Annotated in this window: 22 protein-coding genes; 9 read left to right on the plus strand and 13 right to left on the minus strand. The window is 59.5% G+C overall.

Annotated features, from left to right (window positions below):
- Nucleotides 1–26: 26 nt before the first annotated feature.
- From O9X62_RS07600 to O9X62_RS07610, 3 genes are all read left to right on the plus strand, one after another.
- Complete coding sequence (locus tag O9X62_RS07600) at nucleotides 27–881, plus strand: MoxR family ATPase (protein ID WP_308446441.1); 855 nt, start codon at nucleotides 27–29, stop codon at nucleotides 879–881.
- Nucleotides 882–968: 87 nt separating this feature from the next.
- Nucleotides 969–2,060 (plus strand): DNA polymerase IV, encoded by a 1,092-nt coding sequence (gene dinB / locus O9X62_RS07605; protein WP_269532204.1) that lies wholly within the window; start codon nucleotides 969–971, stop codon nucleotides 2,058–2,060.
- On the plus strand, nucleotides 2,057–2,188 hold the full coding sequence (locus O9X62_RS07610; RefSeq protein WP_308446442.1) for a hypothetical protein: 132 nt from the start codon (nucleotides 2,057–2,059) through the stop codon (nucleotides 2,186–2,188). Before dinB ends, O9X62_RS07610 begins: the two co-directional genes overlap by 4 nt.
- A gap of 138 nt (nucleotides 2,189–2,326) precedes the next feature.
- On the opposite strand, the gene O9X62_RS07615 is transcribed toward O9X62_RS07610, so the two are convergent.
- Nucleotides 2,327–3,436, minus strand: coding sequence for a hypothetical protein (locus tag O9X62_RS07615; protein WP_269532205.1), 1,110 nt, complete (start codon nucleotides 3,434–3,436; stop codon nucleotides 2,327–2,329).
- Between the two features lie 852 nt (nucleotides 3,437–4,288).
- Entirely contained in the window at nucleotides 4,289–5,566 is a 1,278-nt protein-coding gene (gene drt2, locus O9X62_RS07620; RefSeq protein ID WP_269532206.1) for an antiviral reverse transcriptase Drt2, read from the minus strand.
- Between the two features lie 562 nt (nucleotides 5,567–6,128).
- Here drt2 and O9X62_RS07625 point away from each other — a divergent pair.
- Entirely contained in the window at nucleotides 6,129–6,536 is a 408-nt protein-coding gene (locus O9X62_RS07625; RefSeq protein ID WP_269532652.1) for a DNA-deoxyinosine glycosylase, read from the plus strand.
- On the opposite strand, the gene O9X62_RS07630 is transcribed toward O9X62_RS07625, so the two are convergent.
- Nucleotides 6,524–7,345, minus strand: a complete 822-nt coding sequence (locus O9X62_RS07630; RefSeq protein ID WP_269532207.1) for a CPBP family intramembrane glutamic endopeptidase — start codon at nucleotides 7,343–7,345, stop codon at nucleotides 6,524–6,526. The genes O9X62_RS07625 and O9X62_RS07630 overlap by 13 nt on opposite strands.
- 267 nt (nucleotides 7,346–7,612) lie before the next feature.
- Between O9X62_RS07630 and O9X62_RS07635 the strand changes: the two genes are divergently transcribed.
- Both O9X62_RS07635 and O9X62_RS07640 read left to right on the plus strand, forming a co-directional pair.
- Entirely contained in the window at nucleotides 7,613–8,833 is a 1,221-nt protein-coding gene (locus O9X62_RS07635; RefSeq protein WP_269532208.1) for an HD-GYP domain-containing protein, read from the plus strand.
- 92 nt (nucleotides 8,834–8,925) lie between these two features.
- Nucleotides 8,926–10,848: a radical SAM protein gene (locus tag O9X62_RS07640; protein WP_269532209.1), complete on the plus strand. Its 1,923-nt coding sequence runs from the start codon at nucleotides 8,926–8,928 to the stop codon at nucleotides 10,846–10,848.
- Here the strand turns inward: O9X62_RS07640 and O9X62_RS07645 are convergent.
- Together O9X62_RS07645 and O9X62_RS07650 are read right to left on the minus strand one after the other, a co-directional pair.
- Nucleotides 10,845–11,303 (minus strand): YiiD C-terminal domain-containing protein, encoded by a 459-nt coding sequence (locus tag O9X62_RS07645; RefSeq protein ID WP_269532210.1) that lies wholly within the window; start codon nucleotides 11,301–11,303, stop codon nucleotides 10,845–10,847. The two genes, O9X62_RS07640 and O9X62_RS07645, sit on opposite strands and share 4 nt — an antisense overlap.
- A 148-nt stretch (nucleotides 11,304–11,451) precedes the next feature.
- The gene (locus O9X62_RS07650; RefSeq protein ID WP_269532211.1) at nucleotides 11,452–12,885 is read right to left on the minus strand and encodes a DEAD/DEAH box helicase; all 1,434 of its coding nucleotides are present in this window, start codon (nucleotides 12,883–12,885) and stop codon (nucleotides 11,452–11,454) included.
- A gap of 389 nt (nucleotides 12,886–13,274) precedes the next feature.
- Between O9X62_RS07650 and prmB the strand changes: the two genes are divergently transcribed.
- Nucleotides 13,275–14,180 carry a 50S ribosomal protein L3 N(5)-glutamine methyltransferase gene (prmB, locus tag O9X62_RS07655; protein ID WP_269532212.1) on the plus strand — a complete coding sequence of 302 codons (906 nt, stop codon included), beginning with the start codon at nucleotides 13,275–13,277 and terminating at the stop codon, nucleotides 14,178–14,180.
- A 6-nt stretch (nucleotides 14,181–14,186) separates the two neighbouring features.
- Here prmB and O9X62_RS07660 read toward each other — a convergent pair whose 3' ends face one another.
- Nucleotides 14,187–14,798, minus strand: coding sequence for a TetR/AcrR family transcriptional regulator (locus tag O9X62_RS07660; RefSeq protein WP_269532213.1), 612 nt, complete (start codon nucleotides 14,796–14,798; stop codon nucleotides 14,187–14,189).
- 162 nt (nucleotides 14,799–14,960) lie between these two features.
- Here O9X62_RS07660 and O9X62_RS07665 point away from each other — a divergent pair, with 162 nt between their 5' ends.
- Entirely contained in the window at nucleotides 14,961–15,491 is a 531-nt protein-coding gene (locus O9X62_RS07665; RefSeq protein WP_269532214.1) for an isochorismatase family protein, read from the plus strand.
- Between the two features lie 12 nt (nucleotides 15,492–15,503).
- Here O9X62_RS07665 and O9X62_RS07670 read toward each other — a convergent pair whose 3' ends face one another.
- Genes O9X62_RS07670 through O9X62_RS07680 form a run of 3 tightly spaced genes read right to left on the minus strand, consistent with a single transcriptional unit; the run spans nucleotide 15,504 to nucleotide 17,888 of the window.
- Nucleotides 15,504–16,046 (minus strand): adenine phosphoribosyltransferase, encoded by a 543-nt coding sequence (locus O9X62_RS07670; RefSeq protein ID WP_269532215.1) that lies wholly within the window; start codon nucleotides 16,044–16,046, stop codon nucleotides 15,504–15,506.
- A gap of 10 nt (nucleotides 16,047–16,056) precedes the next feature.
- Nucleotides 16,057–17,358, minus strand: coding sequence for an NCS2 family permease (locus O9X62_RS07675; RefSeq protein ID WP_269532216.1), 1,302 nt, complete (start codon nucleotides 17,356–17,358; stop codon nucleotides 16,057–16,059).
- Nucleotides 17,359–17,402: 44 nt separating this feature from the next.
- Entirely contained in the window at nucleotides 17,403–17,888 is a 486-nt protein-coding gene (locus tag O9X62_RS07680) for a low molecular weight protein-tyrosine-phosphatase (RefSeq protein ID WP_269532217.1), read from the minus strand.
- 226 nt (nucleotides 17,889–18,114) lie between these two features.
- On the opposite strand from O9X62_RS07680, the gene O9X62_RS07685 reads away from it, so the two are divergent.
- Nucleotides 18,115–20,118, plus strand: coding sequence for a methyl-accepting chemotaxis protein (locus O9X62_RS07685; protein WP_269532218.1), 2,004 nt, complete (start codon nucleotides 18,115–18,117; stop codon nucleotides 20,116–20,118).
- Nucleotides 20,119–20,201: 83 nt separating this feature from the next.
- Here O9X62_RS07685 and O9X62_RS07690 read toward each other — a convergent pair whose 3' ends face one another.
- The 4 genes from O9X62_RS07690 to O9X62_RS07705 form a co-directional block, all read right to left on the minus strand.
- A complete protein-coding gene (locus O9X62_RS07690) occupies nucleotides 20,202–20,768 on the minus strand; it encodes a chalcone isomerase family protein (RefSeq protein ID WP_269532219.1) in 567 nt (188 codons plus the stop codon).
- Between the two features lie 125 nt (nucleotides 20,769–20,893).
- Complete coding sequence (locus tag O9X62_RS07695) at nucleotides 20,894–22,099, minus strand: acetyl-CoA C-acyltransferase (protein ID WP_269532220.1); 1,206 nt, start codon at nucleotides 22,097–22,099, stop codon at nucleotides 20,894–20,896.
- A 239-nt stretch (nucleotides 22,100–22,338) separates the two neighbouring features.
- Nucleotides 22,339–24,705, minus strand: coding sequence for a 3-hydroxyacyl-CoA dehydrogenase/enoyl-CoA hydratase family protein (locus O9X62_RS07700; protein WP_269532221.1), 2,367 nt, complete (start codon nucleotides 24,703–24,705; stop codon nucleotides 22,339–22,341).
- Nucleotides 24,706–25,122: 417 nt separating this feature from the next.
- Complete coding sequence (locus O9X62_RS07705; RefSeq protein WP_269532223.1) at nucleotides 25,123–26,607, minus strand: OmpP1/FadL family transporter; 1,485 nt, start codon at nucleotides 26,605–26,607, stop codon at nucleotides 25,123–25,125.
- Between the last annotated feature and the right edge of the window lie 177 nt (nucleotides 26,608–26,784).

Consider the following 26,784-nt stretch of genomic DNA (forward strand, 5'->3'; position numbering starts at 1 on the left):
TCGGGCATCTATCAAGGATGCCCCGCATGTCCTCCTCTCCTCGCTTCACCGGCACCGATCACTACATCGCCACGCCAGACCTGATGCTGGCAGTCAACGCCGCCATCACGCTTGAACGACCACTGCTGATCAAGGGCGAGCCCGGCACCGGCAAGACCCTGCTGGCCGAACAGGTTGCGCAAAGTCTGGGCGCACCGCTGATTAGCTGGCATGTGAAATCCACTACCAAAGCCCAGCATGGTCTGTACGAATACGATGCGGTGGCTCGCTTGCGCGATGGTCAGCTCGGCGACGAGCGCGTTCGCGACATCGGCAACTACATCGTGCGCGGCAAGCTATGGGAAGCCTTCGAAAGCGAGCAGCGCGCCGTCCTGCTGATCGACGAGATCGACAAGGCCGATATCGAATTCCCCAACGATCTGCTGCGCGAACTCGACCGTATGGCTTTCGATGTGTACGAAACGCGCCAAACGATTGCCGCCAAGCATCGGCCCGTCATCATCATCACCAGCAATAATGAGAAGGAACTGCCCGACGCCTTCCTGCGCCGTTGTTTCTTCCATTACATCCGTTTCCCGGACCGCGACACCATGCGGCAGATCGTGGATGTGCACTACCCCGGCCTGCATGAGAACTTGCTTGCCGAGGCACTGGAACTGTTTTACGCGGTACGCGAGCTGCCCGGCCTCAAGAAAAAGCCCTCCACCTCCGAGCTGGTGGACTGGCTCAAGCTGCTGCTGGCCGAGGGCATTACCCCAGAGCAGCTGCAAAACCCGACAGGCCTGCCCCCCATGGCCGGTGCCTTGCTCAAGAATGAACAAGATCAGACCCTGTTTGACCGGCTGATCAAGATGGTGCGGGCGCGGCAAAGTAACCACTGATTGCCGCCTGTCTCACCTTGGTACTTGGTAACACCGCCCAAAGCATGGAGAATACGAACGTTCTCCATTCGTTTCATCGGGCCTGCCGTGCGCGAACGCCAGCGCAAGATCATCCACATTGATTGCGACTGCTTCTATGCCGCCGTCGAAACACGCGACAACCCCAGCTTGCACGGCAAGCCGGTTGCCGTGGGCGGGCGACCTGAAACACGCGGCGTGATTGCCACCTGCAATTACGAGGCTCGCCGCTACGGTGTTCGCTCTGCCATGGCCTCAGGCCAGGCATTGCGACGCTGCCCCGGCCTGATTCTGTTGCCACCACGCTTTGAGGCTTATCGCGCCGCATCCAGGCAGATTCATGCCATCTACAGCGACTTTACTGCCCTCATCGAACCCCTGTCGCTGGATGAAGCCTATCTGGATGTCACTGATTCCCCGCACCATCAGGGCAGTGCCACGCTGATGGCCGAAGCCATACGGGCGCGGATCAAGGCCGAAGTCGGCATTACGGCGTCGGCCGGCATTGCGCCCAACAAGTTCGTCGCCAAAATCGCCAGCGACTGGAACAAGCCCGACGGCCTGTTTGTCGTGCGGCCACCCGAGATCGACGCCTTTGTCGCCGCGCTGCCTGTGGGCAAGCTCTTCGGCGTCGGTCAGGTCACCGCCGCCAAACTCAATCAACTGGGGGCGCAAACCTGTGCCGACCTGCGCAGCTGGCCGCTGACCGAGCTGGTACGCCACTTCGGCAAGTTTGGCGAACGCTTGCACGCGCTGTGCCGTGGTATCGACGATCGACCGGTGCGCAACGATTATCCGCGTCGCTCATTATCGGTGGAGACCACCTACGTCCACGACCTGGCTGACCTGGCGGCCTGCGCGCAAGCGCTCAGCCCGCTGATTGACGATCTGCAACGCCGACAGCAGCGCGATCCGGATGCCGGGCAACCCCATAAAACGTTCATCAAACTGCGCTTCAACGACTTTACCCACACAACGGTGGAATGCCTGTGTGCCAAGCCGGATACCGAAGTCTGGCTGCGATTGCTGCAGCAGGGCTGGGAGCGGCAACGCAAACCCGTACGCCTGCTGGGGGTGGGGTTTCGTTATGAAGACGAAGACAAATCTGCCAGCCGCCAGTTGGCACTGTTCGAACCCGCTCACGCAGCCCATGCAGCATGAATGAACGCAAGCGCTGTTTCCCGCCCGTGGTGAATGCGCAGACCCGGGTATTGATCCTGGGTAGCCTGCCGGGCGAGGCCTCGCTGGCAGCCACGCAATACTATGCGCATCCGCAGAAGAAGACTTGAGTAAAGCCCCCTGATGCTTTCTCGTTCAATATTTGAACCTTACTTTACGCTTTTAACAAATCAAAAAAAATGGAATTATCCTCAGCCCATGTCAATGCCCATCCACGTAACCCAGACAATCTGTTTCCCCAATAAAACTTAGTCATAATCCGGAATACTGGAGTACCGCCACCCACCTTCGGGTTCATATTCATTTGGGTTGGCAAAATACTGATCGAGCAGCCTGGATTCCACAAGACTCAATGACTCATAGCGAACGTCCCACATGACACGGCCAATCTGTGATATCGATGGTCGTGATTCCGGCTCTTCATTGACTGCCCACTCGAAGAGCCGAGGTAGAATTAGTCCGCCCGGTATGCTTAATTCTCGCAGTTCGTTCGCACGTTCCATTAAGCGACTTTTCAGTGCGCCACTATAAACCTCTGATGCGTATTCACCCAAGCTAGCGAACGTAACCGGGTTCTGTAATGAGAGAACTCTGTAAAGAAGCATGCCGAGCCCCCAACTCTCATATGTGCCCCCAAAATAGCGATTGTGTTGCCAAGGCTTAAAAACCTCAGGGGGAAGACTAGTAATAGCTCCCACGATCATACGTGGCGCTTGAGAGAGCATTACGAAGTTGTGATCGGGTTCATCGTCATAGCTCCCCATAATCACAGGAAGCGCCTCCCCCCAATCAAGTACCATTACTGCCGACCTAGAGTCGCGGAACCCGACCGTAGGCCCCATATGTACCTGATCTTCTGGCAACAGTATTATGTTCCCAGGATGAAAGTCTCGGTGTTGAAAAGACAACGTGGCCTTGGACATTGCAACTGCAATGCGATGAAAAACTTCAAGGCGTTTCTCCACATCTAGCGTGTGAGCACGTGCGAGCCAATCAGATAACAATTCACCGTCAACCCACTCGGTTACTAATACCATCGATTGCAATTCGTCAAATTGCTCAAAGTGCAGAACTTCCGGGGCAACCCCCTCCCCAGGAAACTGTCTAGTTCTTACAAGGGCATCTCGTTCCATCAAAAACTTTGCTCGCTCTCCCTCGCCTCGAGGACAGATGAGGTATTTAAAAAATACTCGCTGCCCTGTACTAACATCCGTTCCTGAGAAAGTAGTTCCTCCAAACGAATTTCCGATATTTTCATCAGCGCGATACCGACCGTCAATTGTGTCAATTCCCAACCTTCTAATTAATGAGAGAGCGCTAGGCGATAAAGAAGTTTTACTCGAAATGGATATAACCATATTGCACTTTCATTCATCAATTCCCGGCTGGCGTATTGCTTGAACTCTGCTGCAAACCAACATGATTTCATTCTGAGAACGGATCGCAGAAATAAGGTCGTCGCACCTAAATTGCAGACGGCTGAGTAGCTCCCCTATCGACTCGTTATGACTTGAGGTTTCATATGCACCATAGAGGTCGTCACACAGTGGACTCCAACAAAAGCAGAAGTCTTCCACTGCGCGTAGAGTTCTTACCTCTCCTACCATATGCGTATATCCGCGCGCGACTTCGATCGAACCCGTACAAAAAAGTGAACGTTGTCGAAATCGCACACCGAATTTAGCTTCAAACCAGTTGTCTATCTCCAACTGTACACACAGTGGCATGTTCACCGGGAAGCGATCGGTCGGAGAACTTATTGTAACTATCTGTTCGCTGGCACGCGTCGGGAAGCCACGCAATAGCATGAGCCCACCTGCCAATTCGTCCCATGTATTTGCCGAGTTCCATATATGCATAGTTTTGTTTGTTTAGAAGTTAGGAGTGATTGCCGACGATATGTAAAACTACCATACAAAATCAAACTGATCCGCGCGCAGGCATCTTGTAGAAATATCAAATTTGCCAGCAATTCAGAAGGCCCAGGCAGCGCTTCATGACACTTATCGATTCAATTGGTGAAATCCAGCCGAAGATTCCGGCAAGGCCCAAGAAGGGCTTAGACGCCGGCAAACCAGCATAAATTTGAGCTGAATACCCTCAAAAGGTGTCAAATTGACCAGAGGTTTAAGAAGACTTGGGTAAAGCTTCTTGATACTTCTCGGTTCAATAAGTGAAATTCATATATAGCTTCTCACAAATACTTTGGGCTACTTCTCTATGGCTCGCTGTAGACGCCCCCAAAGAGGCCGCAACTGGCGCCTAATTGCCTTTGAGTTCATTACCTTGGCCGCTTTATATCCATATCGCAGGAAATTTCGACTCCCAAGGTGTGAATATCTGGACAGCAACTTTCGCCGGTATAGCGTTTTCTCATCGGCTCCGTTAGCGATTTTTGCCTTGTTCCTGCTCCGCATCGTCTGCTTGGCCAAACTGACACCACGCTTCATATGGTTTGAGAACTTAGCGAATGCAGCAGAGCGAATAATAGTTTGCTGTCCATCGAAAAGAAAACCAAGGTATTGCAAAGGTTTATTACAAACAAGGGAAGCCCCATTTTTTGTAAAAACACAGGTATCGGTTTTGTCTGGATTAATTTTTAGTTCTAATTTCCCTATCTCAGAAATACAGAAACTCTCGGTCTCACTGGCAAGTTCTACAGGCATGACAAACAGAATGTCGTCACAGTACCGCATGTACTTACCGCCATGGGCTGTTGCGAACGCATTAGCCACAGCATCAAATTCCAGCATATACACATTGGAGAGCAGAGCACTGATTGCCGTTCCCTGTGGAATGCCGCATTTGTTCGGGTTCGTTTTGATCAGTTTTGCGTCCCGAACTTGCCCCCGGAAGTTAGTAGGGCTGCAAAGACGGTATTTGCCGTTTCCCCGAGGGTTATGAACGGAAATCCCCAGAGCACCGAAGACTTCATCTCGATCAACATATGCAAACTTGGTCAATGCCTTGTAAACCGCAAAGTGATCAGAAGGGAGTTCTGAGATCCCAAGCAACTGCTTCCAACGAAGCTTAAGTTGGGCGTGGTCAATCGTATCGAAAAACTTCGTCACATCTAGAGCAACTGCAACACAGTTACCACGAACACTAATCTCATCAAATGCTGACTTCGCAAAGTTGATGTTGTTCTTACCTAACGAACGGAAAGCGAGCACACAGTCTGCAAGACCTTGCTTTGCAAGATGTAATTCATATAACGCGCCAATTCTCTCCGCATAAAAACCAAAGATAAGTGAGTCACTATGGGCGGCGTAAGAGATCTCTCGATCCTTATGGTGCCAGTCCAGATGTCCAGTGGTCTTGTTCTGCTTGATTTTGGTGGTATGTACATTGAAACGAATCAATGGCCAAAAAGCATGAGTCGCCACTGCATTTGGATTAGTAACCAGCGCCATCGCCTTTTGAAGGCTCAGCGGCTCATCGAAATGCAAGTAACGGCGTTGACGAAACCAAGTAGGTGTATCAAGCATGTGCTAGCAATTTCAGTAGCAAAACCGAGGAGGGATAAGACCGTGGCAATCTTTACCACCCTCCCCGGCTTAACCGAGTGATAACTCATCACCATCTTGCGACACGAGGTCGCGTAGCCACGCGTGTTAGCAATGTCGTACAGTTACCTAGAGACAACCATGAGGCTGAGATTCCAAGTTCAGTGGTCAAGTTTGCCCGGCATGGCCGGATGGCTTGACATCCTGTGACATACCCCTGATACCGATCTATCAAGGCATGCGCACAATATCATTAAATCCGCTAGCCGCTGAAATCCGAGCTGATATTCACTAAGAACTGGATCAGACAGTAAGAGTACCGTCGCTGATGATGTGGCCTCGTGTTCGTAAAGCCTCATCGTGGGCAAATCAGCAATGAAGATGTCAAATTGACCAGAGGTTTAAGAAGACTTGGGTAAAGCTTCTTGATGCTTCTCGGTTCAACTAGTGAACCCCCGCGCAAAGCTTCCGACAAGGCCCAAGAAGGGCTTAGACGCCGGCCAACCAGCATAAAATCGAGCTGAATGCCCTCAAAAGGTGTCAAATTGACCAGAGGTTTAACCAGTTCTGGCGACTGATGGGTGCATTACTGAACGATGACCTGCATGTGCAACCCTATCCAGCTCGGCTCGACAAGCTGCAGCACCATGGCATCGGTCTGTGGGACGTGATCGCCGAAGCAGAGCGGCAGGGCAGTCTGGATGGCGCTATCCGTCGCGAAGTAGGCAACGACCTCACCCGCCTGATTTGCACCTTGCCCGCTCTGCAGGCTGTGGCCTTCAACGGCAAGACCGCCGCCCGGATGGGACGGCGGCAACTGCTTGCACTGGGAAGCCGGGTAGCCCTGCTCGATCTCCCCTCCTCCAGTCCGGCCTACACACTGGATGCGGGGCTGAAACAGGCTGCTTGGGCCAGCCTGCTGCCCTACATCCGAAGCGCTCAGACAGGCTGACGATGAGCGGGTCGTAAATAGCCGCGCCGGTGTGCCAGGAGGAGAAAGACGGCAGCTGCCAGCAGACTGACCACCAGCGTGACGACCGATGCCTCGATACCAAACGCACCCCCCGTCCAGAGCGGAGAACCCGTTACCTGACCGGACAGCACGCCGGTACGCTGCTCATGGCCGGAAACCACCGCGGAGAATCCCTGCTCCAGCATCACGTTCCAGCCGATATGCGCCCCGATGCACAGCCAGAGCCGCCCCGTATACAGGTACAGCGCTCCCTGTAGGACCCCCACTGCCAGCATGTTTGCAAACGCCCAATTCGAGGCCGCAGGGGTAAAGAGGTGCCCCAGTGCAAACAGCAGGGATGACACCATCAAGGCCGCCCAGACGCCCAGAGCACGCTCGGTTACCTGGAACACCACGCCGCGCATGACCAGCTCCTCGCTGACACCCACCAGTATCTGTCCGGCAAGTGGCAAGAACAGATACCCCCCCACCGGATGCATCCCGTCCACCGTGTAGTGCCCTGTCAGGGCAAGCCCGGCCAAGGTCAGCAGTACCAGCACAGCACCAAGCAGCAAGCCCATGCCCAACTCGCGCCCTGCCCCGGTCGAAGAGAACTCGTGCAGCGGTCGGCGTTCTATCCGGTTAACGAACAGGTAGTAGCCCCAGGCAGAGAGTCCGACTGCGAGTAAGGCGGGCCAGATCACGGCATAGGGTTTACCAATGAGTTTGTGTGCAAAGAGCATGGTGAGGGGAATGGGGCCGAACACCATCAGCACGCCTACCAGCCCCCTCAGCAGCGGAATGTTCATGCATCGCTGCCACCAGCCAGTGGAATAAGGTAGTGCCTGGGTTGTCATGTTTTTTGTCTCCTGGTCAGAAGGCTGCGCAGACACCATCAAGGCGGCGCCATTGAGCCTGGCGAACGGAGCCTAGGCGAGCCGCAGAGCGAGCAGACAGTGTCATCCGACCGCACGCAGTTTGACTGGCATGAAACGCAGCCGGCACCGCCGGGTGTGCCGGGCGGCAAGCATGCATGGTGATCAGGGCCGGCGACCGCTACACTGCAGACATCAGGCATGATCCCGGGCCCCACCGGCATCGCCTTCACTTCACGCTCGGCACACACGATGGAACTGGAAAAGGTAAGCGCAGACGATCTCGTCTCCGGCGACCGGACGCTATGGAATATGTATGGCGAAGACGGCAAGCTGCTGATTCCAAAAGGGAAGATCGTCGGCAACGACGCCCTGCTCAACAAGCTGCTGGCCATGGGCCTGTACGCACCCAAGCTGGAACTGCTGAAAACCCGGCAGGAATGGCGCGAATCGAAGGCGCGCGACAACCAGCGCAATGAGCGCCCGCCCTCCACCCTGGATGCCCTGATCAACTCACGCAAAAAGCTGGATGCCATGGTGGCGCAGCTGGATCGTGGCATCCATGGTCGCTGGCTGGAGCAGAAGGTCGGTGAGCTGGCCACGGAGGTCATGACGGCTTGCGCCAGTGACAGCGATGTCGCCATTGCAATGATCCTGCTCAGGCAAGAGGGCAAATACGCGGTTCGTCACATGGTCAACGCCGCGATTGTCTGCGCCTTGGTCTGCCGATCACTCGAAAAAACAGAGGCCCACACCCGTTCCATCGTCTCCGCAGCATTGACGATGAACATCGGCATGATCGAGTTCCAGGACCAGCTCAAGGAACAGAAGACCCCCCTCAGCGCCGCGCAACGAGCGCGCCTGGAACGCCATCCGATGATGGGGGCCGACATGCTGCGCGAAGCCGGCATTCAAGACCCCGTGTGGCTGGATGCGGTCGAGCAGCATCATGAATGCATTGATGGCAGTGGCTACCCGGACAAACTGTTCGGCAAGGAAGTATGCGAAGGCGCGCGCATCCTCTCGCTGGCCGACTTGTTCTGCGCGCGGGTGACGCCGCGTTCTTACCGGCCCGCCGTGGCCTCCAATGTGGCACTGAAAGGCATCTTGCTGGAGCGCGGCAAGTCGCTCGACGAAACCGTAGCCTCGCACTTCATCAAGACGCTGGGCATCTTCCCGCCGGGCATGCTGGTGCGGCTGGCCAATGGTGAAATCGGCGTAGTCACCCGTGCCGGCGCCAAGGTCAACACACCTCAGGTCAAGAGCATCCTCAGTGCCGATGGCCACAAGATGGGCCTCGCCATGACGCGCGACACCGCCGTTGAACAGTTCTCGATCCGCGAAACGGTCGATCCGCGGCAGGTATCCACCTATGTGAACATGGAGGCAATCTGGGGTAGTGCCGCCGCACACCGGGGATGAGCCCCACCGGCCGTCGCCCACGTATTTGCCCGGCTTGACGCCCCCCGAGCAAGCTGCGATCTTGCGCCCCCACGCCTGCACCCTTGCCTGATATGTCCGCCGCCGCCATCAAGGTGCTGTCGATCATCCCGCCGATGACGCAGCTCAATACGCCCTACCCGTCCACCGCCTACCTGACGGGTTTTCTGCGTTCGCGCGGCGTGGAGGCCGTTCAGGAAGACCTGGCGCTCAAGCTGGTGCTCAGACTGTTTACCGCCGATGGCCTGCGCGCCATGCGCGCACAGATACTCGCGGCCAACAAACGCAAGCCCGTCAGGGTGGTACGCGACTTTCTCGACGAGTTCGATCGCTACGAAGCCGCCATTGAACCCGCCATTGCCTTCCTGCAAGGCCGCGACCCCACCATCGCCTACCGCATCGCCGCCCGCCAGCTGCTGCCCGAGGGTCCGCGTTTCGAATCGCTCAATGCCTATGTCGACCCGGATAGTGAAGACGGCGGCGATGCACTAGCCTGGGCATTCGGCGCGCTGGGCACGCAGGATCGTGCCCGCCATCTGGCCACGCTGTTCCTGAACGACTTAGCCGATGTGCTACGCGAGTCCATTGACCCGCGCTTCGAGTTTGTCCGCTATGCCGAGCGGTTGGCATCGGGCCAGCCCACGTTCGATCCGCTGGCCGAGGCGTTGACGGCACCGGCTTCGTTGGTCGACGAAACTTTGCAGGCGCTCACGCGCGAGGCCATTGCCAAACACCAGCCGCAGCTGGTTTTGCTCTCGGTACCCTTCCCCGGCTCGGTATATGGTGCGTTACGCATCGCCCAGCAGATTCGCGCCATCGATCCCGCCATCCGTATCAGTCTTGGTGGTGGCTATGTGAATACCGAACTGCGCGAACTGCGGGAATCGCGGCTGTTCGACTACGTGGACTTTGTGACCCTGGATTCGGGTGAGCGGCCGCTGCTGGCGCTGCTGGAGCATCTGGCCGGCAAGCGCTCATCAGAACGGCTGGTGCGTACCTTCGTGCGCGATGATGCGGGCAAGGTGCGCTACATCAACTTCCCCGAACCCGATGTGCCGTTCGAGGACTGGGGCACGCCGACCTGGGATGGTCTGCCCATCCACGATTACCTGTCGCTGCTCGACATGCTGAACCCCATGCACCGGCTATGGAGCGACGGGCGCTGGAACAAGCTGACGATTGCGCATGGCTGCTACTGGAAGAAATGCAGCTTCTGCGATGTGTCGCTCGATTACATCTCGCGCTATGAAACCGCCACGGCCGAGACCCTGGTCAACCGCATCGAAGCCATCATTGCCGAGACGGGCCAGACCGGTTTCCACTTTGTTGATGAAGCCGCACCACCCAAGATGCTGCGCGCGCTCGCCGAGGAGCTGATTCGTCGCAAGGTAGCGATTTCCTGGTGGGGCAATATCCGCTTTGAGAAATCATTCACACCCGAGCTGTGCCAGTTGCTGGCGCAAAGCGGCTGCATTGCAGTCACGGGCGGCTTGGAAGTGGCGTCGGATCGCCTGTTGCAGCTGATGAAGAAAGGCGTTTCGGTCGAACAGGTCGCGCGCGTCACCTACGCCTTCAGCGAGGCCGGCATTCTGGTGCATGCCTACCTGATGTATGGCTTCCCCACCCAGACCGTGCAGGACACGGTGGACGCACTCGAATACGTACGACAGATGTTCGAGGCAGGCTGCATGCAATCAGGCTTCTGGCATCGCTTTGCCTGCACCGTGCATTCACCGGTGGGCCAGAACCCGGAGGAGTACGGCGTCAAGCTCGTGCCTTTGCCGGCCAATGCCCATTTTGCCCGTAACGATATCGGCTTTATCGACCCGACCGGGGTGGATCACGACAGCCTGGGCAAGGCGCTCAACAAGGCGCTCTACAACTACATGCACGGCATTGCGCTGGACTGGAATGTGCAGCGCTGGTTTGAAGAACGCGTGCCGCGCACCACCGTGCCCAAACACTTCGTCAGCAAGGCCCTGGGGCGCCGCGGTTAAACCGCCACCTCAGCCCGTTTCGCCACGTACTCAGCCTCGAACCGGGCCGTCAGGACGCCCTCGCAATGCACGCTGGCCGTCAGTGCCAGCCTCGCCAGGCCTTTGCGGGCAAACAGGCGTAGGAAGCGCCCGAGCACGTCGGTATCCAATTCGTCTGCGGTGGCAGAGAAGTCGGCAGTCACCGGCAGCAGGTAGGTTGTCTCGCCACGCTGGATGACAATTTCCACGCTGTCACCCAAGCCGGCCAGATCGAGCTGCCGCTGCACCTCCACCCAGCCCGCCAGCGTGGCGACCACGGCCAGGCTGCCGCCAAAGCCTGTGCCCTTGTCGTTGACATTCGGTGCCAGCGGCACGGCAATGGTGATACGGCCATCGGCCTGTGCCGTGGCATCCACGCCCATAAGGCGTGTAAGCGGGATGGATTGGTGCAGCAGGGTTGGCCAGTGTTTTGGCATACGGTTCAGTCGTCCGGAAGTTGCCCGCAAGCTTACCGCAACCGTAGGGGGCAATTAGCAAGGCGTCTGGCACCCTACCCACACCCTATGGGCTTGAACGGCAGCAAAAAGGGCGCCGAAGCGCCCTTTCCATTCACATCACGACAGCTTACTCGCCCACCGTATAGCGCGGCGGGAGCAACAGCGCCGGCAGTTCACGGGCCGCATCACGGGCGCGATTGAATGGCGCTATCGCAGCACCAAATCGGCTGCCCGTTGCGGCAGCGGTCTTGCGGCCTTCTACCAGCGGCGTTTCGATCTGTTCGATATCGTCGCGGCGACGGCGGCTTTCGCGGCCATCTTGCGATTCGCGGCCAGCCTGGGGAGCGCGCGGCTCGCGGGGCTCACGCGCCGGGCGCGCATCGCGACCTTCACGGGGTTCACGGCTTTCACGCGGCGGACGGGTATCGCCACCCGGCACGGGGATGATTTCCATCGGCTTGCCCAGCAGCTTGCGCACCAGCGCCAACGACTTTTCTTCTTCGGGCGCAACCAGCGAGATCGCGATACCGGTGGCGCCGGCACGACCGGTACGGCCAATACGGTGGACGTAGTCTTCGGGGTTGGTCGGCATCTCGAAGTTGACCACAAAGGGCAGCTCCGAAATATCCAGCCCACGCGCGGCCACATCGGTGGCAACCAGTACTTTCAGCGTACCTTCCTTGAACGCAGCAAGCGTTTCCAGACGGCTCTGCTGGGTGCGATCGCCATGGATAGCTTCGCAATCAAAGCCTTCACGCTTGAGTTCGCGCGCCAGGCGCTCTGCCATCACCTTGGTCTTGGTGAACACGATGACCTGGTTCATGTCGTGATGGCGGATCAACTGGGCCAGCACGCGACGCTTCTTGTCGATCTCGACCGAGTGCAGGTGCTGCTCTACCGACTCATTGGCGGCGTTGCGGCGGGCGACCTCGATGACCTCGGGGTCTCGCATGAAGTCTTCGGAGAGCTTTTTGATTTCGGGCGCGAAGGTCGCCGAGAACAGCAGCGTCTGCCGGCGGGCGGGCAGCAGGCCGAGAATGCGGCGGATATCGAGAATGAAGCCCATGTCGAGCATGCGGTCGGCTTCATCAAGGACGAGAATCTCGACCTGGCTCAGATCAATCGAGCGGCCTTGCACGTGATCGAGCAGGCGGCCCGGCGTGGCAACCACCACTTCCGAACCACGGCGCAGCGATTCGCTCTGCGGCTTGATGTCCACGCCGCCAAACACGGCCGTGGCACGCAGCGGCAGGTATTTGCTGTAGGTGATGACGCTATCGAAAACCTGATCACACAGCTCGCGTGTGGGGGTGAGGATCAGGGCGCGAACCGGGTGGCGAGCCGGGCTTGCGCTGGTATTGGCATAGGGCTGCAGCTTGTGCAGTAACGGCAGCGTGAATGCGGCGGTCTTGCCGGTGCCGGTCTGGGCGCCTGCCATGACATCACGGCCGCTGAGTACCACGGGTATGGCGCGCGCCTGCACGGGGGTGGGCTCGGTGTAACCCGAGTCGAGTACGGCGCGAAGGATCTCGGCATGCAAGCCGAGGCTGTCAAAAGACATTGCGGGGGATTCTCCAGTAAACCTAGGCTGCTGACTTGCTCACTGACGGCGGCGCAACCTGTTGGGGCAGGCACGATAGGATGGCACCGAGCCGGCAATCAGCCCGGCCTCGCCTCACCCCACGCCGTCTCCGCGCTCAGGGCGGAAACCGGCACGCAAACAGGGTTGCATGCCGAAAACACGAACGGGCGAGAAGCAGCGTCTGCCCGTGAGGGCCGAACTATACGCTGCCACGCCGCCCCTGAAAACCGCTAAGTCATGAATTCCAAAGGAATTTTGCCGGTTTAGCGCAAGTTATCGAAAGCCTGTTGCGGGGCTTCGCGTAAAATGCGGTTCCTGCACCACGGCTCCAGCGCAGCCGCAAACCCATTGAAGACAGGCCCTGGCCCATGTACACGCTCGCTCGCACCCATTTACAGACCGTCCGCGATCTCGTTCGGTTTGCCGTTTCCCGGTTCAATGAAGCCGGCCTGTTCTTTGGCCACGGCAACACCAGCGCCTGGGACGAGGCCGCCTATCTGACCCTGCATGCACTGCATCTGCCGCTCGATCAGCTGACCCCGTTTCTGGATGCGCGACTGATTCCGGACGAAATCGACGCGGTACTCAAACTGATCGAAACGCGTGTCAGCACGCGCAAGCCGGCAGCGTATCTCACCAAAGAGGCATGGCTTGGCCCCTACCGCTTCTTTGTTGATGAGCGGGTGATCGTGCCGCGCTCCTTCATTGCCGAGTTGCTACCGACAGCACTAGAACCCTGGATCGAATACCCGGAGCTGGTCCATCGCGCGCTAGATCTGTGCACGGGTTCGGGTTGCCTGGCCATCCTGATGGCCGAGCACTACCCCGACGCAGAGGTGGACGCGATCGACCTTTCTGCAGACGCCCTGGATGTGGCCGAGATCAACGTCCGCAACTATGGTTTGCAGGACCGCATCAACCTGTTGCAATCCGATTTGCTGACGGCGGTGGAAGGTGAGACCTATGACCTCATCGTTTCCAATCCGCCCTACGTGGATGCAGAGTCGGTGGCCGCGCTGCCGCAGGAGTACCTGCACGAGCCCGAACTGGCACTGGGTAGCGGCGAGGACGGTCTGGACGCCACCCGCATCATCATTGAATCAGCCAGCCGCTTCCTGAAGCCGCTGGGCGTACTGGTGGTGGAAATCGGCCACAATCGCGAAGTACTGGAACCCCAGTATCCCGATCTGGCATTCAACTGGCTGGATACCAGTAGCGGTGACGGTTTTGTCTTCCTGCTGACACGTGAACAACTGGTGGAAGCCGGCTACTGAGCCACCTCACGCCGCGCAAGGCGGCGTGAGTCCATCGAAACAGGTTGTCAGCATCATCGCAATGATGTCTTCGTCGCTGTATTGGCCCGTTGCCTTCATGAAATGCAAGACCGGATCGCAGGCGTTCGCAAACAGGCGGAACAGGATCAGCTGCGGCGACAGTCCAGGGTTCAGCACACCTGCCTCTTGGGCTGCCAAGATCCAGCCGCCCATCTCATCGCTCAACCGAAATACCCGCTCAAGATAGCCCTCGTGCTTGCTCAGGGCCGTCACTAAGGACGAATTGGCGTGCGGCAGAGAGGGCATGTTGCCGGCCAGCGCGGTTGCCATGGCCCAGCGTGACATGGTCTTGAGCTTGTCCAGTGGCGCGCGCTCTTCCGGCTGGGCGGCAGCTTGGGCCAGGGCGGCATCCAGCATCCGCATCATGGCCGCCGCGGCCAGATCTTCCTTGGATGGAAAGTGGCGATACAGACTCGCCTTGGCAATGCCGGCCTCCGCCGCCACGGCATCCACCGTCATCAGATCAAATCCCTTGGTGGCGAGCAGCGTATTGACCGCCTCCAGGATGGCCTCCTCACGGGCAATCTGCATTTTCTGACGAAAGGTAGTGGTTTCCATGGCGCCGCATTCACGTTGAATCTGGCTTCATTCTACGCGCCTTGTCGCCACAATGAAACTTGACGGTTCATTTGTGACTGATTAGTATCATTTCGAAACCAATCAGTTCATTCCGCAAGTGAAGGCCACTGCGGCTGTTACTTCAACCACAGGAGCGAGATCATGACTTGGGCACTGGTCGTCGTGGATATGCAAGGCAAACTGCAGCAGGACAACTCCGCACTGGCCAGGCAGGTCGGTGCCAAGGTCGACAGGCTGATCGAGGCATTCGAATCAGCCGGCGAAGCGATCTACCGCGTCGAGAATGCACTCGATGCCCGCCCTCTCCTGCCCGGCAGCACAAGGCAAACGTTATATCGCTACGGCACAGATGCCTTCACCGGCTCCGGGCTGAGCAGCCGGCTGCGTAGCGATGGGGTGAACTGCATCGTGCTCTGCGGCGCAGGCACTGACACGGTGATCGATACCACGGCCAAGCGGGCGCTGGCGTCGGGATTCGATGTGCTTCTGGTAAGTGACGCGCATCTGGCGCATGCACGCGGCGATCTGAGCGCCGAGACCATCGTGACCTATCACAATGCGCTGCTGGCCGACTGGGTAACACCGGGACAGATCATCGAGGTACTACCGGCCGAGGATATTCTGGCCATCTTGAGCGAATCGCCCATGCTGCCTGCGGCAGTGGGCTGGTAGTTGCGGCACGGCTCAGTGGCCGTCGAACTGGCAGAGTGTGAAAAGCGTGATGCCCTCGCCAGCCACGGCTGCACTGCCACCCAGCTCGGGCAGATCGACAATGGCGGCGGCTTCGACGACCTCGCCGCCCAGTCGGCGTATGAGTCGGGCAGCCGCCAGCAGCGTGCCGCCGGTTGCTACCAGATCATCCACCAACAGGACACGCTGCCCGGGCGCAACCGCGTCGATGTGCAGTTCGATGGTTGCCGCGCCATATTCCAGCGCATAGTCCTCGGCAATGGTCTGGAAAGGCAGCTTTCCCTTCTTGCGGATAGGCACAAAGCCCCGCCTCAGCGCGTAGGCCAGGGCGGCGCCCAGAATGAAGCCGCGAGCGTCGATGCCTGCGACCAGGTCAATATGCTGTGCAAGATAGCGCTGCACAAAGCAGTCAATCAGCCGCTGGAAGGTATCGGCATCCTGCAGCAGCGGGGTGATATCGCGAAACTGGATGCCGGCCTGCGGCCAATCAGGCACCGTGCGGATACGGTCGCGGAAATCATCAGTAGCGCGGGGCATGGCGCTCCGTTCAGAACAGGGCAAAACGCGCGATCCATAACAGCGCGATGACCACGACAGCGAACGACAGGTCTTGCCAGCGCCCTGCCAGCAGCTTCAACCCGGCATAGCAAATGAAGCCGAAGGCGATGCCGTCGGCTATTGAAAACGTAAACGGCATGGCCAGCGCTGTCACCACAGCTGGTGCAGACTCGGTGAGGTCGTCCCAGTTGATCTCAGCCAGGCCTCGTGTCATCAGGACCGCCACGTAGCACAGCGCGGGGGCGGTGGCATAAGCCGGCACGGTACCCGCCAAGGGCGACACCCAGAGTGCAGCGAGAAACAGGATGGCCACCACCACGGCGGTCAATCCGGTACGCCCCCCTACTGCCGTACCGGCGGCCGACTCGATATACGCCGTGCAACTGGATGTCCCTAACGCCGCTCCGCCAACAATGGCAGTGGAGTCCGCGGCCAGTGCACGCTTGAGCCGCGGCAAGCGGCCTTGCGCATCCAGCAGACCGGCGCGATGGGATACACCCACCAGCGTCCCCGTGGTGTCGAACAGATCCACCAAAAAGAACACAAAGACCACACCGATCAGACCCGCATTCAGAGCGCCCGCAATATCCATCTGCATCAGCGTGGGCGAGATGCTGGGCGGCAGGGCGAACACGCCGTCAAAGCGCTGGTAGCCGAGCAATACCGAGAACACAGTGACACCGAGTATGCCGATGATGACCCCGCCGGTAACCCGCCGGTATTCAAGTGCAAGGATCATCAGAAAGCCCAGCACGGCCAGCAACACGCGGGGGTCTGTCACATCGCCGAGCGTGACCAGGGTCGCCGGGTGGGCCACCACGATGCCGGCGTTCTTGAGCGCGATGATGGCCAGAAACAGGCCGACCCCGGCCGAGATCGACAATTTCAGAGAATGCGGAATGGCGTTGACCAGGGCCTCGCGCACCCGGAACAAGCTGACCGCCATGAAGATGACGCCTGAGAGGAACACCGCGCCTAGGGCGACCTGCCAACTCACCCCCATGCCCTGCACCACACTGAAGGTAAAATAGGCATTCAGACCCATACCGGGCGCCAGCGCGATCGGGTAGTTGGCAACCAGTCCCATCACCGCAGACCCCAGCGCCGCCGCAAGGCAGGTGGCCACGAAAACCGCGTTGAAATCCATGCCGGTCTGCGACAGGATCGCCGGGTTTACGAAGATGATGTAAGCCATGGTCAGAAACGTGGTGCACCCGGCCAGCACCTCGGTCTTTACATCGGTACCGTGCTCACGCAGCTTGAACAGGGTGTCGAGCATGAAGTGCCCCATGGCGATGATCCCGACTTTCGTTATGGCCGCAGATCCCTAACGCTTCAAGACCGGCGGGCGGCTTGCAAGTGGGCAATCAGGCCTGTGGTGGCATCTTCGATCAGATCCAGCACATGCTCAAAACCCCGACCGCCGCCGTAGTAGGGATCGGGCACATCTTCGCCGACCGCCAAAGTGCCGAAATCCAGAAACAGCCGGAGTTTGTGCTGCAGTTCGGGCGGGCAAAGCCGGCGCATGTAGGCCAGATGGCCGCGATCCATGGCCAGCAGCCAGTCAAACCGGCTGAAATCGGCTTTCACAAGCTGCCTGGCGCGCTGAGTGGACAAATCGTAGCCCCTTGCCAGTGCATGGGCCTGCGAACGGGGATCAGGCGGCTCGCCCACATGGTAAGACTCGGTGCCACACGAATCTACCTCCAGCAATAGCCCCGCTTTCCGCGCCTGTACCGCCAGAACCCCTTCTGCCGTGGGCGAGCGACAGATATTGCCAGTACAGACAAAACAGACAGAAGCGAGTGGTGCCGGGCGCATGCGGGGTGATTCCTGAGATGGCGATAAGGCGGCCTGCAAGCCTAGCACCAAGGTCTATGGACGCTCAAACAAGGCGACCGCGGGAAAGCGACAGCCGGCAGGCTGGCAGAGCGCAGGGGCGTGCGTGGGTGACTATAGTCCCCATCAGGAGGAGCCATGCCGCGCTCGTATCCCGCCGCCACGCGAGCGACGGATGCCAGCAGCCAACCCGCTGCGGAGAAACGCCATGCGCCTCGCCGATCTATCACTCCGTTACCGCCTCATCCTGTTTTCGCTTGCCAGCGCCCTGCTGGGACTTGCCGTATCCGGCGCGGTACTCGCCAGCAAGAGTCGCGATACGGTACGCGAAGCCGCCATGGCCAGTGCCCGCAATCTGGCTGCCGGCGAGGCAGCGCGTCTGGAGGGCGGGCTCAACGCAACCTATGCCACGGTGCACAGTCTCGGCCAGTTGATGACCGGCATGAAGGCGAGCAGCGAGCCCCCCACCCGCGCACAGCTGGATGCCGCCATCGCCGAGCTGTTGCGCCAGCAAACCGATGTGCTGGCCTACAGCACCCTGTGGGAACCCAATGCCCTCGATGGCCGCGATGAGGAGTTCGTCAATGCCAAACCGGGACATGACGCCACAGGCCGCTATCTGCCTTACTGGAATCGCGGCAGCGGCCAGATAGCCGTTGAGCCGCTGGTGGATTACGACAAACCCGGTGCCAACGACTGGTACGCCATTCCCAAGCGTACGCTCAAGGATGCCTTGATCGAACCGTATCTCTACAAGGTCATGGGCAAGGATGTGCTGATGACTTCGCTGATGTCGCCCCTCATCGTCAACGGCCAGTTCGTCGGCGTGGTCGGGGCGGATTACCCGCTGGCGGGGCTGCAAGCACAGCTAGGTCGGATCAAACCCTTTGGCACAGGCTCGGTCACCTTGCTCTCTCACACGGGCCTGTACGCCACCCACGCCGATCCCCGCAGACTGGCCCAGGCTGCTGATGACATCCCGCCCGAAGCGCGTGCCGCCATTGCGGCCGGGAAACCGCACGAATACCGTCAAGCCGGCATCGCCCACCTGTTCCAGCCGCTCAGCGTGGGCAACGGTGGCACGCCGTGGTCGTTGCGGGTCTCGTTCCCGCTGGACAGCGTGATGGGCCCGGCCAATGCCATCGTCACCGTCTCGGTCATCGTCGGCCTGTTGAGCCTGATACTGATGGCGGTGCTGCTGACGCTGGCCATCAGTCAGGCCACCCGACCGCTGCTGAAACTCGCCGAAACCATGGAAGAGCTGTCGCAAGGCCAAGGGGACCTCACACGCCGGCTCAGTGCTGACGGCAAAGACGAAATCGCCCGTATCTCCCGCGCTTTCAATGCTTTTGTGGGCCGTATCCAGGAACTGGTTGCCGATATCAAAACCCAGAGCGATCACCTGGACAACGCCAGCGAGGCCTTATCGGCCACTACCGAGTCCATCTCACAGCGTTCTCGCCAGCAAAGCGACGCTTCCAGCTCCACGGCAGCGGCGATTGAGGAGGTCACCGTGAGCATCGGCCACGTGGCGGATCATGCCCGCAGTGCCGACGTGGGCGCGCGCGAGGCGGCGGAGCTGACCGGCTCGGCAAATGCGCGTATCGATGCCATGGCCCGCGAGATCAGCGCCGTCAATGACACCATGGTCCATGTCCGCGACCTCGTGCAGCGGCTGGACAACCGGACCCGGGAGATTGATGCCGTGGCCACCGTGATCAAGGAAATCGCCGGACAAACCAACCTGCTGGCGCTCAATGCGGCCATCGAGGCGGCACGTGCCGGCGAACAGGGGCGGGGCTTCGCGGTGGTAGCCGATGAGGTACGCAAACTGGCCGAACGCACCAGTCAGGCCACGATCGAAATTGCACAAATGCTCGAAAGCATCCAGCAGGAAGGGACAGAGGCCGTGGCAGGCGTCGACAAAGCTGCACAGCGCGTGGATCAGGGAGTGGCCCTGTCGCACGAAGCCGCTGAGGCGGTTGCCGGGGTACATGCCCGTATCGTGACACTGCGGAACCAGGCCACTGAAATTGCCGGCGCGATGGCGGCCCAATCCAGTGCCAGCACCGATATCGCGCGCCATGTAGAGTCCATCAGCGCCATGGCGCAGGAAAACGACCAGACTGTTCATACCGCCCAGCTATCCGTCAGGCAGCTGCGCGAGCAGGCTGCCTTGCTGCACCAGCAAGTCGCCCGCTTCCGTATCTGAAGGTCCGGGCGCACCGAAAATCGCCCCCAAGACACAAAAAAAGCCGCGGCATCGCGCCGCGGCCTGTGGATCACTCGCCGAGCTTATCGGCCTGCGAGCAGACCCTTCTTGAGATCGCTGCTGACCGGGTTCTTGCCCAGCCAGATGCGCAGCAGCGCAGAGGCAAAGTCGTCGCCGGCAATCACATCCTTCACTTGGCCGCGCACGGTAATCTGCGTGCCCTTGCCGGGAATGAAGTCCAGCGCAATCACGTCACCGTCCTTGACTTCCTTCACTGCCTGGAAGATCGCGTTCATCTCCTGAATGCGCGGTTTGAACTTGGCAAACTCGGCCTCGGACACGTTTTCTTCCAGACCTTCGATGAACGAGGCATGCAACTTGTCAGCCTCTACCGAGCGCAGCATCGTCAGTTGCATGCGACGCGGCGTCGCAGCACTGATGACCGCATTGGCATCGCCCACCTTCTGGGCAACATACAGCGCGCCAACATAGACCTTCGCCACACCAAACTTGGTACGGACACCACCACCATTGAGCACCAGATCCTGACCGCCCACCTTGACGGTATCGTCGATACGCTTGCCGCCGATTTCAGCTGCACTCGTCACCATGCTGGCAGCAATGACAACACCCACAAACAGTTTCTTCATCTTGTCTCTCCGTCTCAGGTTTTGGACTGCAATCGCTACCCCAACATCATACGGGCGGCGGGCAACAACAAAAAGGGCCAGCCGAAAGGGATTCCGACTGGCCCTGATACTACGTGTAGCTTGCTTTACAGTGCCTGAATGATGCCAGCGGCGCCCATACCGGTGCCGATGCACATGGTCACCATGCCGTACTGACCCTGCTGGCCACGACGGCGCATGCCATGGACCAAGGTGGCGGTACGGATCGCACCGGTGGCACCCAGCGGGTGCCCCAGCGCAATCGCGCCACCCAGCGGGTTGACCTTGCTGGTATCCAGACCCAGATCGCGGATCACGGCCAGCGCCTGTGCGGCGAAGGCTTCGTTCAGTTCCATCCAGCTGATGTCGTTGAGGCTCAGGCCAGCTGCCTTCAGCGCAGCAGGAATCGCTTCCTTGGGGCCGATACCCATGATTTCAGGCGGCACACCCTTGACGGCAAAGCCCACGTAGCGAGCCAGCGGCACCAGGTTGAACTGCTTGAGGATCTTTTCCGACACGATGACCACGGCGCCAGCGCCGTCGGACATCTGCGAGCTGTTACCGGCAGTGACCGAACCCTTGGCGGCGAACACCGTCTTGAGCTTGGCCAGACCTTCCATCGTGGTGCCGGCGCGCGGGCCTTCGTCTGTATCGAGCAGCTTCTTGATGATCTCGACTTCGCCGGTGCTCAGGTTCGGGTTGCGGTAAATGGCTTCGAGCGGGCTGATTTCCTGCTTGAATTCACCGGCCTCGATCGCGGCGACGGCGCGGCGATTCGACTCCACCGCAAAGGCATCCTGGTCTTCGCGGCTGATCTTCCATTGCTCGGCCACCTTCTCGGCGGTCAGGCCCATGCCGTAGGCGATACCGATGTTCTCGTCCTTGGCGAAGATTTCGGGGTTCAGCGATACCTTGTTACCCATCATGGGCACCAGCGACATCGATTCCGAACCGCCGGCGATCACCACATCGGCTTCACCGGTGCGGATGCGGTCGGCCGCAATCTGCACGGCGTTGATGCCGGACGAGCAGTAACGGTTGATGGTCAGGCCACCCGTCGTGTGCGGCAGGCCAGCCAGCAGGGCCGAGATACGGGCCATGTTGAGGCCTTGCTCGGCCTCAGGGAAGGCACAACCGGCCACCACGTCTTCCACCAGTTCCTTGGGCAGCGTGGGCACCTGGGCCATGGCTTCGCGGATCACATGGGCCAGCATGTCGTCGGGACGCACGAAGCGCATCATGCCGCGCGGTGCCTTGCCCACCGGCGTGCGGGTGGCCGCGACGATGTAGGCTTCCTGTACTTGTTTGGTCATTTCACTTCTCCTGTTTCCGGACCTTGCCGGATTTCACAGCCAGATAGTTCAATCTGTTCAGTCTTGGGCTCCGACTCAACGGAGCGCTGTCGAGCGTCAGCGAGGCTCCCTCGCGGCGGCGAGGGCGGGGGGAGTGGAATGGATCAGCCCAGAACAACAAGCCGCCGGGTTCCGCACCGCTACCGCCTCGCGCCCGGCTTTGCCGGGTGCCTGCGCTAACGCCTGAAATTCAACCGCAATCAGTTTCTCAGCGGCTTGTTGTTCTGGAGCATGTAAGCAATGCGCTCTTGTGTCTTCTCGTTCTTGAGAAGCGACAGGAAGCCCTTGCGTTCCAGGTCCAGAATCCACTGTTCGTCCACCAGCGTGCCGGCTTCGATATCGCCACCGGTGATGATGTCGGCGATCAGTGCGCCAATGTGGTAGTCGTGCGCCGAGATGAAGCCACCTTCCTTCATATTGGTCAGCTGACCCTTGATGGACGCTGCGCCAGCACGACCGGCCACGGCAAACTTGGCTGGCAGCGGTGCACGGTAGCCGGCTTCGGCCAGCGCCAGCGCTTGTTGCTTGGCCACGTGCAGCAGTTCGTACTGGTTGAACACGATCACATCGGCCTCGCGGAAGAAGCCCAGTTCCTTGGCTTCCTCTGCGCTCTTAGCCACATTGGCCGTGGCGATGGTCATGTAGCGGTCCTTCAGCGCGGCGAACACGTCGCCACGGGCTTCCTTGGCAGCACGCAGGGCGAATTCCTTGGTGCCACCGGCGCCCGGCAGCAGGCCCACGCCCACTTCAACCAGACCCACATAGCTTTCCAGGTGGGCGACCACGCGGTCGGCGTGCAGACACACTTCGCAACCACCACCGAACACATAACCGCGCGTTGCGGCCACGACCGGGATCTGGCTGTAGCGCAGGCGCATGGTCATGGCCTGGAAGTCGCTCAGCATCTTCTCGATGCTGGCCCAGTCGCCAGCCATGAAGGCGGGCAGCATGGAGCTCAGGTCAGCACCGACCGAGAACGGCTCTTCCGGTGCCCAGATGACCACACCCTTGAAGCGCTCTTCGGCAATCGTGATGGCTTGGTTGATGCCTTCGAGCACAGCGGGGCCGATGGCGTGCATCTTGGACAGGAAAGTCACGACCAGTACGCCGTCGCCGTTCGTCCAGGCACGCACGCCTTCGTTTTCGTAAACCGTTTCGCCGTAAACCGGGGCAGCTTCGCCAACCAGTTGCGCCGGGAACAGCTGGCGCTTGTACACATCCAGGGTCGAGCGCGGTACCAGCGCGTTCTTGCTGGCGCTGAACGAGCCTTCCGGCTGGTGCACGCCGTCGCGGTCAAACACCCAGGCCGGCAGCGGTGCGTTGACCAGCGACTTGCCGGCGGCGATGTCTTCCTTGACCCACTCGGCAACCTGTTTCCAACCCGCTGCTTGCCAGGTTTCGAACGGGCCTTCGTTCCAGCCGAAGCCCCAGCGAATGGCCAAGTCCACATCACGGGCGTTGTCGGCCACGGTATCGAGGTGGAAGGAGATGTAGTGGAACACGTCACGGAAGCAGGCCCACAGGAACTGGGCTTCCGGGTTGGCGGATTCGCGCAGCTTCATCAGACGCTTGCCCGGATCCTTGATCTTCATCAGTTCCTTGACCGCGTCGTCGCCCTTCTTGTTGGCTTCAACATACTGGCCGGCGGCCGGGTCCAGAACCAGCTTGGTCTTGCCTTCGCGCTTGTAGATGCCAGCCTTGGTCTTGGCGCCCAGAGCACCGGCTTCGATCAGCTTGGCGAGCCACTCGGGCGACTGGAACAGGCCATGCCACGGATCGTTCGGCAGCGTGTCCTGCATGGTCTTCACCACATGGGCGAAGGTATCCAGACCCACCACATCGGCCGTACGGAAGGTGGCCGACTTGGGGCGACCGAGGCGCGGGCCGGTCAGGTCATCAACCACATCGAAACGGATACCGAACTTGCGGGCGTTTTCAATGCAGGCCAGCATCGAGAACACACCGATGCGGTTGGCGACAAAGTTGGGGGTGTCCTTGGCGCGGATCACGCCCTTGCCCAGCGTGGTGGCCAGGAAAACTTCCAGCTGATCCAGCATGGCCGCATCCGACGTCACGCACGGGATGATCTCGACCAGATGCATGTAACGCGGCGGGTTGAAGAAATGGATGCCGCAGAAGCGCGAACGCATGCTGGCCGGGCAGCCTTCGGCGAGCTTGTTGATGCTCAGGCCCGAGGTGTTGGTAGCAAAAATCGTGTTGGCGCCCAGGTGTGGCGCAACCTTCTCGTACAGACCCAGTTTCCAGTCCATGCGCTCGGCAATGGCCTCAATCACCAGATCGCAATCCTTGAGCAGGTGCAGGTGCTCGTCATAGTTGGCCGGCGTGATGAAATCGGCGCGACCCTTGGCCGACAACGGCGCCGGGTTCTGCTTCTTCAAGGCCTCGATCGCCTTCAGGGCGATGCCACTCTTGGGGCCTTCCTTGGCCGGCAGGTCGAACAGGATGGCTTCGACATTGGCATTGGCGAGGTGGGCGGCAATTTGCGCACCCATCACGCCGGCGCCGAGTACGGCCACCTTGCGGACGATGAATTTGGATTGAGACATGGTGTTCCTCGATTGGGGAGTCGATCGGGGCTCGCGGAGCGGAGTCTGTGTTAGCTGGTATAGACACTAATCCAAACGTTTGTTTGATTCAAGCGCTTGCTCGGTAAAAATGTCAGACAGAACCCGCGATGTGGTCACTGCGGCCCATATCGTCTGTTTTACATCACAGCCAATAAAAAACCAGCGCAGGTTTGTGACCCGCGCTCGAACGGTTTGTTGCACGACAGCCCTTATCCTGTCATCCCCTGCGCCCAGCCGGCTACCAAAGGCAGAGCCCGCCCGTCACCCGCCAAAGGGAGTACCAAACAGCCACCACCATTGCCCCGGCTGCTTGAGACCCAAAACGAAAACACCCGGGTCTCCCCGGGTGCTTGCTAGCTGCTGCTGCCAGGCCGTGCTCAGCACGGCCATCAGGCATCAGAAGCGGTAGCTGGCCTGAATACCGACCAGATGTGCGCTGCTTTCGAAGTTCACAGTACCGGTGGTGTAGCTCGACACGCAATTGACAGCCGTAGCGGGTGCGGTAGCGGGGCTGGTGCCACCGCAGTAACCATTCACATTGGCCGAGGCATCCTTGATGCTGATGTACGAGTAGGCTGCATCCACCACCAGCGACTTGCTCATGGCGTACTTGGCACCAAAGGACAACCAGCTGCGGTCGCTATCCGGCAGCGTGCTCAGACGGTCGTTGGCGCTAGGTACAGGCGACTTGTCATGCGCAATACCGAAGCGCAGTTGCAACGGATCGGACAACTGGTAGCTACCGCCGATGGCAACCTTGGTGGTGTCTTTCCAATTCGGGTTCAGACGGGTAAACGTAGCAGCCTGAGCCGGGTTGATGGTCGTCTTGGGAATGGCGTACTTCACATCAGCCGAGGTAAAGCTGGAGTGATTAGTGCGGCTGATATCGGCGTACATGCGCAGCACGGGGCTGAACTTGTGCATGATGTGCAGGGAATAGCTCTCCGGCGTGGTGACCTTCACCGAAGCGGCGGAGTCACGGTAGCCCAGGGAACTCTCGATGATCGACACGGCCGATGGGTACTCGGTCGCGCTCGGCGAAGGCAGCGTCCAGTCTGCGGTACCGGCCAACTCATGCTTCACCTTGGAGCGGTAGTTGAAGCCGACGCGAGTGTTGTCGCTCACGTCCAGCAACATGCCGAAGTTGAAACCCACGCCCCAGTCGTCACCGGAGATCTCGGCAAAGCCATCCAGCGGACCCTTGCCGTCTTGTGCAATGGCGCGCATGGCAGCTGCACCGAGCGCAGCTTGTTGAGCCGAACCAGCCGGTGCCGCAGCGGCTTGCAGTTGATAAACACGGGCCAGCGAAGCGGCGAAGTTAGCGTACTGGCGCAGTTCTGCTTCAGCATGCTGAGCAACAACACCAAAGCCAACCGAGAGCTTCGGCGTCAGCTTGAACGATACGGCCGGGTTCAGCGCAATCACGGCCAGATGAGTCTGGTTCACGTTGTAGCGCAGCACGGAATCCTTCTCATATTCGGTACCGCTACCGAACGGCACATAGATACCCATGCCGTAGGCAAAGCGATCATTCACACGCGACGAGAAGTAGGTGTGCGGGGCAGCGGCGGCGTCACCGATCTTGTCGTTGGCGCGGCCGGCAATGGCATTGCCCGACAGCGTGCGGCCGGTTGCATTCTTGGCCTCGACGGTGGGTACAACCACAGTCAGCGTACCGGAGAACTGGGTGCCATCGAGATAGCTCAGACCAGCCGGGTTATACGAGATGGTGCTCGCGTCGGCGGCTTCGGCAGCGCTGGAGTTGGCTGTGGCCTGGCTGGCTGCAGACTGGCTGCTGAACTGGAAGCCGGAAGCGTGGGCATATTGCGCCAGAGCGGCGGTCACCAGCAGCGTGGTCACTCGCAATGCGTGCTTGTTCATCGATGTTGTCTCCATATACGGTTGGGGTGAATCCTGACCAGCCTTTCAAGCGCTCGGCCGGCAATGAAAAAGAGCATAGCACAGCGTTTAGAGCAAACAGTCGAGGCGCCCTTCTGGTGGGGTTTTGTGGGCACTTTGACGACGCATGTGTGGCACCGTTGCAACTGGGCAGATGAA

Origin of the sequence: Chitinimonas sp. BJYL2, from assembly GCF_027257935.1 — a bacterium.
Classification (GTDB): Bacteria; Pseudomonadota; Gammaproteobacteria; order Burkholderiales; family Chitinimonadaceae; genus Chitinimonas.